The organism is Streptomyces sp. NPDC127038 (assembly GCF_042725875.1).
Taxonomy (GTDB): domain Bacteria; phylum Actinomycetota; class Actinomycetes; order Streptomycetales; family Streptomycetaceae; genus Streptomyces.
This window is the reverse complement of the sequence record NZ_JBHXDQ010000015.1, coordinates 49840-62828: the sequence shown is the minus strand read 5'-3', so window position 1 is coordinate 62828 and position 12989 is coordinate 49840. Positions and strand designations below refer to the sequence as shown.

12 protein-coding genes and 1 riboswitch are annotated in these 12989 nt (G+C 71.8%); of the genes, 2 read left to right on the top strand and 10 right to left on the bottom strand.

Going from position 1 to position 12989, the window contains the following annotated elements:
• Positions 1–152: 152 nt before the first annotated feature.
• Together ACFWI4_RS14135 and ACFWI4_RS14130 are read left to right on the top strand one after the other, a co-directional pair.
• Positions 153–806: a uridine kinase gene (locus ACFWI4_RS14135; RefSeq protein ID WP_387195071.1), complete on the top strand. Its 654-nt coding sequence runs from the start codon at positions 153–155 to the stop codon at positions 804–806.
• 466 nt (positions 807–1272) lie between these two features.
• Positions 1273–3138, top strand: coding sequence for an AAA family ATPase (locus ACFWI4_RS14130; protein WP_385399296.1), 1866 nt, complete (start codon positions 1273–1275; stop codon positions 3136–3138).
• A 76-nt stretch (positions 3139–3214) separates the two neighbouring features.
• Here the strand turns inward: ACFWI4_RS14130 and ACFWI4_RS14125 are convergent, their stop codons facing one another.
• The 10 genes from ACFWI4_RS14125 to ACFWI4_RS14080 form a co-directional block, all read right to left on the bottom strand.
• Positions 3215–4300: a hemolysin family protein gene (locus ACFWI4_RS14125; RefSeq protein ID WP_387195067.1), complete on the bottom strand. Its 1086-nt coding sequence runs from the start codon at positions 4298–4300 to the stop codon at positions 3215–3217.
• Positions 4297–5628 carry a hemolysin family protein gene (locus ACFWI4_RS14120; protein WP_387195064.1) on the bottom strand — a complete coding sequence of 444 codons (1332 nt, stop codon included), beginning with the start codon at positions 5626–5628 and terminating at the stop codon, positions 4297–4299. Before ACFWI4_RS14120 ends, ACFWI4_RS14125 begins: the two co-directional genes overlap by 4 nt.
• Positions 5629–5826: 198 nt before the next feature.
• Complete coding sequence (locus ACFWI4_RS14115; RefSeq protein ID WP_387195061.1) at positions 5827–6294, bottom strand: PH domain-containing protein; 468 nt, start codon at positions 6292–6294, stop codon at positions 5827–5829.
• Between the two features lie 14 nt (positions 6295–6308).
• Positions 6309–7166 carry an ATP phosphoribosyltransferase gene (gene hisG, locus ACFWI4_RS14110; RefSeq protein ID WP_385399285.1) on the bottom strand — a complete coding sequence of 286 codons (858 nt, stop codon included), beginning with the start codon at positions 7164–7166 and terminating at the stop codon, positions 6309–6311.
• 83 nt (positions 7167–7249) lie between these two features.
• Positions 7250–7522, bottom strand: coding sequence for a phosphoribosyl-ATP diphosphatase (locus ACFWI4_RS14105; protein ID WP_030038616.1), 273 nt, complete (start codon positions 7520–7522; stop codon positions 7250–7252).
• Positions 7523–7556: 34 nt separating this feature from the next.
• Entirely contained in the window at positions 7557–8042 is a 486-nt protein-coding gene (ribH, locus tag ACFWI4_RS14100) for a 6,7-dimethyl-8-ribityllumazine synthase (RefSeq protein ID WP_037621081.1), read from the bottom strand.
• A 157-nt stretch (positions 8043–8199) separates the two neighbouring features.
• The gene (locus ACFWI4_RS14095) at positions 8200–9534 is read right to left on the bottom strand and encodes a bifunctional 3,4-dihydroxy-2-butanone-4-phosphate synthase/GTP cyclohydrolase II (RefSeq protein ID WP_387195056.1); all 1335 of its coding nucleotides are present in this window, start codon (positions 9532–9534) and stop codon (positions 8200–8202) included.
• Positions 9531–10166, bottom strand: coding sequence for a nicotinamide mononucleotide transporter family protein (locus tag ACFWI4_RS14090; protein WP_339128136.1), 636 nt, complete (start codon positions 10164–10166; stop codon positions 9531–9533). Before ACFWI4_RS14090 ends, ACFWI4_RS14095 begins: the two co-directional genes overlap by 4 nt.
• A complete protein-coding gene (locus tag ACFWI4_RS14085) occupies positions 10163–10798 on the bottom strand; it encodes a riboflavin synthase (RefSeq protein WP_385399279.1) in 636 nt (211 codons plus the stop codon). The genes ACFWI4_RS14090 and ACFWI4_RS14085 overlap by 4 nt, the downstream gene beginning before the upstream one ends.
• 153 nt (positions 10799–10951) lie before the next feature.
• Positions 10952–11082, bottom strand: a riboswitch (FMN riboswitch).
• 632 nt (positions 11083–11714) lie between these two features.
• Positions 11715–12947, bottom strand: a complete 1233-nt coding sequence (locus ACFWI4_RS14080) for an ROK family transcriptional regulator (RefSeq protein ID WP_387195053.1) — start codon at positions 12945–12947, stop codon at positions 11715–11717.
• Positions 12948–12989: the final 42 nt, after the last annotated feature.

The window sequence follows — 12989 nt, the reverse complement described above, 5'->3', positions numbered from 1 at the left end:
CTGGTTCCGCGGGGAGGGGAATTTTCCCGGCGGGCCCGCGAAGTTCTTGAGGATTGTTCAATGAATAGTTCAAAGCGGCACCATCGCGAACCCCAGCCCCGAACCCGTGGATCCGCTGTGGAGGACGCCTCGATAGAATGTTCCCCAGGACTATGCACGCGCCGCACCTCACCCCGGGAAACCCCATTCACGACCTCGCCTCACGGCTGCTCCGGCTGCCGCCCTCCTGCGGGCCCGTCCGCCTGATCGGCGTGGACGGCCACGCCGGCTCGGGAAAGACCACCTTCGCCGGGAGGCTGGCGGCGGCCCTGGGCGGCGCACCCGTGCTGCACCTCGACGACATCGCCACCCACGAGGAACCCTTCGGCTGGACCGGACGCCTGCTGAGCACGGTCGTCGAGCCGCTCGGGCGCGGCGAGACCGCCCGCTACGCCCCCTACGACTGGACCGCACGGGAGTTCCGGCCGGTCCGCGAACTGCCCGCCGCGCCCGTGGTGATCGTCGAGGGCGTCGGCGCGGGGCGCCGGGCGCTGCGGCCGTGGCTCGCGCGGCTCCTGTGGATGGAACTGCCGCACGAGCAGGCCTGGGAGCGGGGCCGGCGACGGGACGGTCCGGCGCAGAGCGCCTTCTGGGACGGATGGGTCCGCGCCGAGCGCCGGCACTTCGCGGAGGACCCCTCACGGCCGTTCGCACACCAGGTGGTGCGGCAGTGTCCGGAGGGCTACGAGGTACGGGAAGGACCCGCAGGGGCGCCTGGACCGGACCAGATCATCACTCACCGTGATGGACCATCCGCAGCGTGCTGAAGTTGTGAAGACCCACTCCCAGGAAGTTGCCTCGGTACCCCAACTCTGCTTGACCAGGGGGCCGTACAGGTCTTACGTTCTGAAGCAGCGGCCCTTCGGGAGCCGCCCGCAGTCGCGAAGCCCCCGGTTGTTCCCCCGTGATCGGGGGCTTCGTTCTGCCCACACCCCCTCTTTCCGGACACCCCACGGCGTGATGCGCTCACCCTGGGTCACCGCGCCGGCGCGCGCCATCCGCTCCCACCTCGTGGAACGGGCCGTGCGGCACCCTTCGGCAGGCCCGTGCACCGCAGGTACCATGCCTCTCGGTGCGACTTTCGGACGGCTGCTCTGCCGCACCGCTTCAACTCCCGTCCGTGGCACAGTCGTTCGACCATAGCTGCCGACGGGCACCGGCCCGGCGGCGAGGGGATGGCCCGATCCGCGAGGCACTCCCCGACCATCGGGGGCACGGTTTGTGGGGGACGTGATGGACTTCGGCACGCAGGGTCCCGAGGCCCCGGCCGACCTCGCCTGGCTGCGGGGCGTGGACGCCTACACCATGGGCGCCTACCCGCAGGCGGAGGAGGAGTTCCGCGCCGCGGTCCGGATGGACCCCGGTATGGCGGACGGCTGGCTCGGACTGCACGCGCTGCGCGTGGACACGACGACCGCGCTGCTGCGGATGTTCCGGCACCGGGACCGCTTCGGCGAGCAGCGCTCCCGGCACCGACGCACCCTCAACTCCTGGTACTGGCTGGGCTGGTGGGTCCAGCCCGTGCTGGAGAGCCCGCGCGACCTGCTGCTCGCGCACGCCTCGCACTGGCTCGACGGCCGTCATGTCCCGGAACTGGACCGGGCGTTGGCCGGACTGCCGCCGGTCGACGCGGACCACCAGGTGCGGTTCCTGCACGCGTGCCGCGCCTATCTGGTCAAGGACTGGGAACAGTTGGTGCGGCACACCGACCCGCTGATCAACGATGCCCTGCTCGGCATCGAGGCCGGACTGTTCGGAGGCATGGCCAGGGTCCGGCTGGAGATGTACGGACAGGCCGAGCCGCTGCTGTCGTCCGCGCTGATGCGCTGCCGCAGCGAACAGCCGCAGCGCAAGGAGCTGCGGTACTGGCTGGCCCGCGCCCACGAGGGAACCGGACGGTCCGCCGCCGCACTCCCCCTGTACCGGGCGGTGCACCGGGTCGACCCCTCCTTCATGGACACCTCGGCGCGGCTCGCGGCCATCGCCGAGGGCGACGGGTACGACGACGCCGCGGCCGATCTCGCGGCGATCACGCTCGCCGGGATCGGGCAGGACGTGCTGGAGGGCCCGGACGGCATGGACGCGCTGTTCGGCACCGAGGGGCGCGATCTGAGGCTTCCCGATCCCGACCCGTCGCCGCCCGGCGGGCTGCCTCCCCGGACGGACGGCTTCCGGGAGAAGGCCGCGATGCCGGTGCAGCCGATGCCCGCGGGACCGACCGACCCCGCCCTGCTCGACGAGGCCCTCGCCGAGCTGGAGCGCATGGTGGGCCTGGAGCCGGTGAAACGCCAGGTCAAGGCGCTGTCGGCGCAGCTGAACATGGCGAGGCTGCGCACCGGACAGGGTCTTCCGGTGCAGCCGCCGAAGCGCCACTTCGTCTTCTCCGGCCCCTCAGGAACCGGCAAGACCACGGTGGCGCGGATCCTGGGCCGGGTCTTCTACGCGCTCGGGCTGCTCGGCGGGGACCATCTGGTCGAGGCCCAGCGGTCCGATCTGGTCGGCGAGTACCTCGGCCAGACGGCGGTGAAGGCCAACGAGCTGATCGACTCGGCGATCGGCGGCGTCCTGTTCGTGGACGAGGCGTACTCCCTGTCCAACTCCGGCTACGGCAAGGGCGACGCGTACGGCGACGAGGCCCTTCAGGTGCTGCTCAAACGTGCCGAGGACAACCGGGATCATCTGGTCGTCATCCTCGCCGGCTACCCCGAGGGCATGGACCGGCTGCTCGCCGCCAACCCCGGCCTCTCCTCGCGCTTCACCAGCCGCGTGGACTTCCCCTCCTACCGCCCGCTCGAACTGACCTCCATCGGTGAGGTGCTGGCCGCCGAGAACGGCGACATCTGGGACGAGGAGGCGCTGGACGAACTGCGCTCGATCGCCGGACACGTCGTCGACCAGGGCTGGATCGACGAGCTCGGCAACGGCCGGTTCCTGCGCACCCTGTACGAGAAGAGCTGCGCGTACCGCGATCTGCGGCTGTCGGGATACCCCGGCACCCCCTCGCGCGACGACCTGTCCACGCTGCGGCTGCCCGACCTCATGCAGGCCTACGGAGAGGTCCTCTCGGGCCGGGGCCCACAGGATCCGTCCGCGATGTGAGCGGGCCCCGGTCCCGCCGGGCCGTACGACCGTCTACGGGTCGCACGGCCCCGGGGAACCGGGGCCCGCGAGGCGGTCAGCTGGCCAGCGCCTCCTCGGCCTGGCTGGTGCGCGGCTCCGTGACCCGTACCGGCGCGACATCGCGGTGCGCCGGGTCCCGTACCTCGCCGACCAGCAGCTCCAGTACGTCCTCCAGGGCCACCAGGCCCATGACCTTGCCCGAGGCGTCGGCGACCTGGGCGAGATGGGTGGCGGCACGGCGCATCACGGTGAGGGCGTCGTCCAGCGGGAGTTCGGACCGCAGGGTGGTCATCGGCCGCCACAGCTGCTGCGGCACCGCCCGCTCGGACTCCTCCAGGTCGAGGACGTCCTTCACGTGGAGGTAGCAGCCCATGAAGGCGCCGTTCTCCGCGACCACCGGGAACCGTGAATAGCCCGTGCGGGCGGTGAGCGCGACGACCTGGCCCGGGGTGACCGAGGGGTCCACGGTGACGAGCGAGGCGCCGTCGAGGAGGACGTCGGTGACCGGGCGGGAGCCGAGTTCCAGGGCGTCCTCCAGACGCTCCTGCTCCTCGGGGTCGAGGAGCCCCGCCTGTCCGGAGTCCTCGACGAGCCGGTTGAGCTGCTCGCTGGTGAAGACCGCCTCGACCTCGTCCTTGGGCTCGACCCGGAACAGCCTGAGGATCATCGCGGCACAGGCGCCGAGGGCCACCGTGACCGGACGGCACACCCGTGCGAAGGCGACCAGACCGGGGCTGAGCCACAGGGCCGTCCGCTCGGGGGCGGCCATGGCCAGGTTCTTCGGGACCATCTCGCCGATGACGAGGTGGAAGAACACGACCAGGGCGAGCGCGATCACATAGCCGAGCGGGTGGACGACGCCCTCCGGCAGCCGGACGGCCGCGAACAGCGGTTCCAGCAGCCGGGCGACGGTGGGCTCGGCGACCGCGCCGAGGGTCAGCGAGCACATGGTGATGCCGAACTGGGCCGCCGCCATCATCTGCGGCAGCCGCTCAAGGCCGTACAGGACCTGGCGGGAGCGGGCGGTGCCCAGCGGTTCGATCTGGCTGCGCCGTACGGACACGAGGGCGAACTCGGCGCCGACGAAGAAGCCGTTGGCGAGCACGAGCAGGCCCGCGAACAGCAGTTGGAGCATGCTCATCGGACGGCCTCCGGGGCGAGCGCGGTGCGCACGAGGCGGACGCGTTCGGCACGGTAGTGACCGACCTGCCGCACCACGAGCCGCCAGCCGGGCAGCTCGGCCTTGTCACCGGGTGCCGGGATCCGGCCGAGCAGGTCGGCGACCAGGCCGGCGACGGTCTCGTACGGCCCCTCGGGCACGTCGAGGCCTATGCGCTGGAGGATGTCGACGCGGCAGCTGCCGTCGGCGTCCCAGGCGGGCCTGCCGTCCTCGGGGGGCGCGGCCGCCAGCTCGGGCTGCTCGCCCTGGACGTCGTCGTGCTCGTCGTGGACCTCACCGACGAGTTCCTCGACGATGTCCTCCAGGGTGACCACGCCGGCCGTGCCGCCGTACTCGTCGACGACGACGGCGATCGGCTGCTCGCTGCGCAGCCGCTCCAGCAGGGGCTGTACGGGCAGGGTCTCCGGGACGAGCAGGGGGGCCTGCGCTATGCGGCCGACGGGGGTACGGAGCCGGTCGTGCGAGGGGATCGCCAGGGCGTCCTTGAGGTGCACCATGCCGACGATCTCGTCGATCCGCTCCCGGTAGACGGGGAAGCGGGACAGACCGGTGGCGCGGGTGAGGTTCACCACGTCCTCCGCGGTGGCCGAGGACTGCAGGGCGCTGACCCTCACCCGCGGGGTCATGACGTGCTGCGCGGTGAGGTCGGCCAGGGACATCGTGCGGACGAAGAGGTCCGCGGTGTCCTGCTCCAGCGCTCCGGCGCGGGCCGAGTGACGAGCGAGGGAGACGAGTTCGCCGGGGGTGCGGGCGGAGGCCAGCTCCTCGGCGGGTTCCACGCCCAGCGCGCGCACGAGCCGGTTGGCGACCGTGTTCAGCGCGGCGATCACGGGCCGGAACAGCCGGGAGAAGACGTGCTGCGGGCCGGCGACGAAGCGGGCCACCTGGAGGGGCTTGGACACCGCCCAGTTCTTGGGCACGAGTTCACCGACCACCATCTGCACGGCCGAGGCCAGCAGCATGCCGCTCACCACGGCCACGCCGGGCACCGCGCCCTCGGGCAGTCCGACGGCCCGGAACGGGCCGCCCAGCAGCTGGGCCAGGGCCGGTTCGGCGAGCATGCCGACGACGAGCGAGGTGATGGTGATGCCGAGCTGGGTGCCGGAGAGCTGGAAGGACAGCTCCTTGAGCGACTCGACGACCGTGCCGGCGCGCTGGTCGCCCTCGGCGGCGGCCTTCTCGGCGTCGGGGCGCTCCACGGTGACGAGGCCGAACTCGGCGGCCACGAAGAAGCCGTTGGCGAGGATCAGCAGGAACGCCGCGCCAAGGAGCAACAGGGGGATGGTCATGCCGCCGCCTCGCTATGTCGGAAGGGGGCGGCGCAGGTACTACAGGACGATCCGTCCATCGCTGGAGGGAGTCACTCCTCGGGTAGCAGGGGGCCTCTGAGGGCGGGAGCACATCGGAGGCGGAGGCGCGATGAAAAACGCCTCCGCCGACAGATTAATCAAGACATGGGCTCTCAGGGCAGGGTGGAGGGCCGAGAGTCAGCCCCGATGTTCACCGCGGTGTCCGTCCGGCTCCGGGATCGAGCGGGCCGAGGCCAGGGCGCGCAGGGCGCGGGCGTCCTCGATGGCGCGCTGCCGGGCGATGCCCGGCTGGATGCCGAGCGCCGGGAGACTGGTGCCGTCGCTGAGGTCGAGGAACACCCAGGGGTCGCCGGGACGCAGGTTGACCTGGAGGATCTCCGCCCAGTCCAGGTGCCGGCGGCTCGCGATGTTGACGACGGTGACACCGCTCTCGTCGGCGACGACCTTGGGCCGCGAGAGCAGCCCGAGCACCCCGAAGAGGAGCAGGGCGGTGACGATGAAGCTCGCCCGCTCCCCCGGACCGAGTTGCTCCAGGAGCATGACGACCGTGGTGATGACCACAACGATCGACGCGCCCGCGGTGAGCAGCACGGCCCGGGTTCTGGAGGGGCGGAAGGTTATGGGAAGGGTGGGAAGGTCCGACATGTCCGTGGGTCCCGTCAGAGCCGGCAGGCGTGGATGGCCGTGGTCAGGATGGCCCGCGCGCCGAGCTCGTACAGGTCGTCCATGATCCGCTGCGCTTCCTTGGAGGGGACCATGGCGCGGACGGCGACCCAGCCCTCGTTGTGGAGCGGCGAGATGGTCGGCGACTCCAGGCCGGGGGTGAGCGCGACGGCCCGCTCCAGGTGCTCGGCGCGGCAGTCGTAGTCCATCATCACGTAGGTCCGCGCGACCAGCACGCCCTGGAGGCGGCGCAGGAACTGCTGCACCTTGGGCTCGGCGTCCTCGGTGGGACCGGCTCCGACCCGCCGGATGACGACGGCCTCGGACTTCATGATCGGCTCGCCGAAGATCTCCAGGCCCGCGTTGCGCAGCGAGGTGCCCGTCTCGACGACGTCCGCGATGACCTCGGCGACACCGAGCTCGATGGCGGTCTCGACGGCGCCGTCGAGGTGGACGACGGAGGCGTCGATGCCGTGGTCGGCGAGGTGGCCCGCGACGATGCCCTCGTAGGAGGTGGCGATCGTCCGGCCCTTCAGGTCCGCGACGCCGTTCGCGGTGCCCGGCTTGGCGGCGAAACGGAAGGTGGAGCGGGCGAAGCCGAGCGGGAGGATCTCCTCGGCGTGGGCGCCGGAGTCGACCAGCAGGTCGCGGCCGGTGATGCCGATGTCGAGGCGGCCGGAGGAGACGTAGATCGCGATGTCGCGGGGGCGGAGGTAGAAGAACTCGACCTCGTTGTTCGGGTCGACGATCCGCAGTTCCTTGGACTCCCGGCGCTGCTGGTAGCCGGCCTCATGCAGCATGTCCGCCGCAGGTCCTGAGAGGGAACCCTTGTTGGGGACGGCGATGCGCAGCATGAGGTCGGCTTCCTTTGCTCGGTAGTGGTGTTCGGGGTGGGTGGGGCGGACGTGCTCGCCGGGGATACCGCCGGGGGCGGTTCCTACAGATGCGCGTACACGTCGTCGAGGGAGATCCCGCGCGCGACCATCATCACCTGGACGTGGTAGAGCAGCTGCGAGATCTCCTCGGCGGCGGCGTCCTTGCCCTCGTACTCGGCGGCCATCCAGACCTCGGCGGCCTCTTCGACGACCTTCTTGCCGATGGCATGGACGCCCTTGCCGACGAGTTCGGCGGTGCGCGAGGTGGCGGGATCGCCCGTGGCGGCCTTGTGCTGGAGCTCGGTGAAGAGCTCCTCGAACGTCTTATTGGACATGGTGGTCCTCACCCTACGCGCTCGGGGCCGTACCTCAGTGCCAGGGTTCAGATACTGAGCGGAGGGTGGCCGCGGTCGCCACGGCGGCCGTCACCGCCTCGTGGCCCTTGTCCTCGTTGGAGCCCTCGATGCCCGCGCGGTCCAGGGCCTGCTCCTCGGTGTCACAGGTCAGCACGCCGAAGCCGATGGGGACGCCGGTCTCGATGGAGACCTGGGTGAGACCCTGGGTCACGCCCTGGCACACGTACTCGAAGTGGGGGGTTCCGCCACGGATGACGACGCCGAGCGCGACGATCGCGTCGTAGCCGCGGCCCGCCAGGACCTTGGCGGCGACCGGCAGTTCGAAACTTCCGGGGACCCGCAGCAGGGTCGGCTCGTCGATTCCCAGCTCCCGCAGGGCGCGCAGCGCGCCGTCGACGAGACCGTCCATCACCTTGTCGTGCCACTGTGCCGCGATGACCGCGACCCGCAGGTCGCCGCAGTTGCGTACGGACAGTTCAGGTGCACCCTTGCCGCTCACGTCTCTCCTTCAGTCCCGCTGTGCCGTGTTGCCGATGATGCGGGGCCGCGGGCGCTGTGCCGCCCACGATCGCCGCCGTGCTGTCGTGCTGTCGTGCTGTCGTGCTGTCGTGCTGTCGTGCCGATGGTGCCTGGCCCGTGGGGGCCCGGCGTACGGGTCACTGGCTCCCGCAGGCCGACACGGTGAGCTGGTCGAGCCAGGGCAGGTCGTGCCCCATCCGGTCCCGCTTGGTCCGCAGATAGCTCAGATTGTGCTCGCCGGCCTCCACGGGCATCGGCTCGCGCGCGCTGACCCGCAGCCCGTACCGGACGAGCGCGTCGATCTTGTCCGGGTTGTTGGTCATCAGCCGCAGGCTGCGGACGCCGAGGTCCTCCAGGATGCGGGCGCCGGCGCCGTAGTCCCGGGCGTCGGCGGGCAGGCCGAGTTCGAGGTTGGCGTCGAGGGTGTCCCGGCCGCGCTCCTGGAGCTCGTACGCGCGGAGCTTGGAGAGCAGGCCGATACCGCGCCCCTCGTGACCGCGGAGGTAGACCACGATGCCGCGGCCCTCGGTCTGGATGCGCTCCATGGACGCCTGGAGCTGGGGGCCGCAGTCGCAGCGGTGCGAGTGGAAGACGTCACCGGTGAGGCACTCGGAGTGGACCCGGACCAGGACGTCCTCGCCGTCCCCGATCTCGCCGTGGACGAGGGCCACGTGCTCGACGCCGTCGGCGGTGGAGCGGTAGCCGTACGCGGTGAACTCGCCGAAGGCGGTGGGGAGATGGACCTCCGCCTCGCGGCGCACGGTGGGGGCGGGCACCGCCCCGGCCTCGGCCGCCGTGCCGCGTTCGGTGGCACGGCGGTAGGCGATCAGGTCCTCGATGGAGATGATCGTCAGGCCGTGCTTGCGGGCGAAGGGGATCAGCTCGGGCAGCCGGAGCATCCGGCCGTCCTCGCCGGCGATCTCGACGATCGCCCCGGCCGGGCGCAGTCCCGCCAGCCGCGCCAGGTCGACGGCGGCCTCGGTGTGGCCGTTGCGGGCCAGCACGCCGCCGGGCCGTGCGCGCAGCGGGAAGATGTGGCCGGGGCGGACGAAGTCGTCCGCCTCCGAGACACCGTCGGCGAGCAGCCGCAGGGTGGCGGCGCGGTCGGCCGCCGAGATGCCGGTGGTCACCCCGTGGGCGGCGGACGCGTCCACCGACACCGTGAACGCGGTCTTCATCGACTCGGTGTTGTCGTCGACCATCTGCGGCAGCCGCAGCCGGTCGAGTTCGTCGCCCTCCATGGGCGCGCAGATCAGCCCGCGGCACTCGCTCATCATGAAGGCGACGATCTCGGGGGTCGCCATCTCGGCGGCGACGACGAGGTCTCCCTCGTTCTCCCGGTCCTCGTCGTCGACGACCACGATGGGGCGGCCGGCCGCGATGTCGGCGATGGCCCGCTCGACGGGGTCGAGGGCGAGGTCGAGGGCATCCTGATCGTGCCCGGTGCTGTACCGAACCGGCGCCGTTGTCATGCCGGGGCTCCTTCCATGACGGGCTGCCCGGCCTCACGGGAGCGCAGCCACCAGTCGCGCATGCCCCACAGGACGAGCGCGCCGTACAGGACGTAGACGAATCCGGAGAAGGCGTAGCCGTTGGCGAAGTTGAGCGGGACGCCCACCACGTCGACGAGCAGCCAGGCGAACCAGAACTCGACCATGCCGCGGGCCTGCGCGTACATGGCGACGATCGTGCCGACGAAGATGTAGGCGTCCGGCCAGGGGTCCCAGGACAGGGTCGGGTACGCGTGGAACAGGGCGCTGACGGCGAGGGTGCCCACGGCCGCGGCGCCCGCCATGTACGCGCGCTCGCGCCAGGTGGCGAACCGTACGGAGACGCGGCCGTCCTTGCCCTCGCCGCGGTTCCACTGCCACCAGCCCCACAGGGCGACGGCGATGACGACGACCTGCTTGCCGGCGCTGCCGGTGAGGTGGCCGAAGAAGGCGGCGAAGAGGACGAGACCGGAGAGGAGCTGGACGGGCCAGCTCCACACGGAGCGCCGCCAGCCGAGCGCGAGGGCGATCAGGCCGATCACGTTGCCGATCATGTCCGACCACATGATGTGCTGGCCGAACAGGACGAAGGCCTCGGAGTTGAGCCAGTTCACCGGCCGGCCTCCTGGCCGCCGGGCAGACCGGCGGGCCCCTCGCCGCGGGCGCCCAGCAGTCGCTCGACGTACTTGGCGATCACGTCGACCTCGAGGTTGACCGGGTCGCCCGGCTGCTTGTGGCCGAGGGTGGTCAGGTCGAGGGTGGTGGGGATGAGGCTGACGGTGAAGAAGTCGGGGCCGGCGTCGACGACGGTCAGGCTGATGCCGTCGACGGTGATGGAGCCCTTCTCGACGACATAGCGCGAAAGGTCGGCGGGCAGCGAGATCTTGACGATCTCCCAGTTCTCGGACGGCTTGCGCTCGATGACCGCGCCGGTGCCGTCGACGTGCCCCTGCACGATGTGCCCGCCGAGGCGGTCGCCCACGGCCATCGGCCGTTCCAGGTTGACGCGGGAGCCGACGGTGAGGGCCCCGAGGCTGGAGCGGTCGAGGGTCTCGGCCATGACGTCGGCGGTGAACTCGTCACCCTCGTGCTCGACGACGGTGAGACAGACTCCGTTGACGGCGATGGAGTCGCCGTGCTGCGCGCCCTGCGTGACGACGGGGCCACGCAGCCGGAAACGCGAGGCGTCGTCGAGCATCTCGACGGCGGTGACCTCACCCAGCTCTTCGACGATTCCGGTGAACACTTCCCGGGTCCTCCTGCCTCATGGGGCACGGACTCCGGGGCTGTCGATGACGACAGAATGAGCGGACAGCGGCACACCGGGAGCGACGCCGAAAGGACACCCGTCCCGAAGGACGAGCAGCAACTGACGGCAGCGCGCACGAATGCCCGCCCGCCGCGCACTGCCTCCCATCCGGACTTTAACCGTCGGTCCAGGAATTCCACCTGGTCAACCGGCCGCTGGAAGCGGCCGGGTCGCGGACTGTAACCGCCGGTTCGGAATTACACCGACCCCGGAGTGCGCTGCTTCTGGTACATGGCCAGTGTGCCACGCCCGAACGACGGTCATACGGCCGTACCCCTGTGGGCTGGCTCACAGCCGTTGCGCATGGACTTCCGCGGACCGGTTTCCCGGCCAACCGCCTTGGCTCCGGGCGGTCTTGGGCCAGGTCACGGCTTCGCACAACTGGTCCATACCTATTGACGCTCTGGTCTAGTCCTCTTAATGTCCTCGATCAAGACTGCGTGATCATTCATTGCCGGTCCCCCCACGATCGACCCGGCGGCGGTGACGAAGGCCCTTGCCCCGCCGCCGGGTCTCCAGCCGGCCCGCCAGGCCGGCCCCCCACGTGATCCGCCCCGCCGACGAAGCGTCCCCGCTCCGGCGCGGCCCCGGCGCCCCGGGCCGCGAGGAGCCCCGCGTCCCCGGTCCGGACGCCCCGGCATCCCCGCTTCTGACTCCGGAGGCCCTCGGCATCCCGCTCCCTACTCCGATCGGCGCCGGCGTTCCCCACGACCGGCTCCGGAGGGCACCCTCGCCGCTCAGGATTCCTGGTGGCACCCGCGCCCTGCTCCGGATTCCGCGCGGCATCCGCGCCCCCCGCGACCGGATCCGGGCGCCACCCGAGTCCGCTCCGGATGCCGGGCAGCACCCCCGGCTACCGCGTCGGCTGCGGGGCGAACAGTTCGTCCTGGGCGCCGTCGCGCGCGGTGAGCAGGGCTCCGCGCAGGACCGCGGCCCCGCCCACCGCGGTGGCGCGCACCTCTGTCGGGAGCGGTGACATCCGGGCGAGCAGCCGCTCGACCCGCGCCGCGAGTTCCGCGCCGCCCGCCTGGCCCACCTCGCCGCCGAGGACCACGCAGCCCGGGTCGAGCACGGCGCTGACGGACGCCGCGCCGATCGCGAGGCGCTGGGCGAGCGCGTCGAGGAAGCCGTCGGCCGCCGGGGTTCCCGAGGCCGCGATCGCCTGTCTCACCAGCGCCGCCGCCCACGGCTCGTAGCCCTCGGGCCGCGCCAGCACGCCGTGTTCCGCCGCCAGTTCCGCGATCGCCGCGGACCCGGCCAGGGAGTGGAAGCCGCCTCCGCAGTCGGTCGCCGAGGGCAGGCCCGTGGTGCCCGGCACCGGAAGGAAGCCGATCTCCCCGGTCCCTCCGGAGGCGCCCCGGCGCAGGGCGCCGTCGAGGACCACGGCGGCGCCGGTCCCGTGGCCGAGCCACAGCAGGACGAAGGTGTCACGGTCGCGGGCGGCACCCTCGCGCTGCTCGGCCAGGGCCGCGAGGTTGGTCTCGTTCTCGACGAGGACGCGGGCCTCGGGAAGCCGTTCCTGAAGGGCCGCGACCAGGCGCCGGTGCCACGCGGGCAGCCCGGTGGAGTCGCGGAGTTCACCGCTGGCGGGGTCGATCAGTCCCGGCGCCCCGATGCCGACGGTGTGCAGCCCGCCCCACCCTCCGGCGCGCTCCCCCGGGGGCGGCGTCCCGAGGGAGCCGGCCTCCTTCGCCGCCCGCTCGACGAGCGCGACGGCCTGCTCCACGGCCGGTCCGGTCCCGGTCCCCTCCCCGATGGGCGCGGACGCCTCGGCCAGGACCCGGCCGACCAGGTCGGAGACGACGACGGAGACCCCTTCCGTGCGGACGTCCAGGGCGGCCAGGTGGGCTCGGTCCGCCACGATCCCGTAGACCCGGGCGTTCGGGCCGCGCCGCTGCTCCCCCGACTCCCCGACGACGGTGACGAGCCCGGAGGCCGTCAGGCGTTCCACGAGGTCGGCGACGGTCGGCCGGGACAGTCCGGTGAGCTGCTTCAGCCGCCCTGCCGTCAACGGGCCCTCCTGCTGCAACAGCCGCAGCGCGAGCCGGTCGTTGATGGCCCGTGCGGTGCTCGGGGATGCGGGCATGGCGGGAATCCTCCCAGATCGGTGCGGCCACCGGGCGACCGG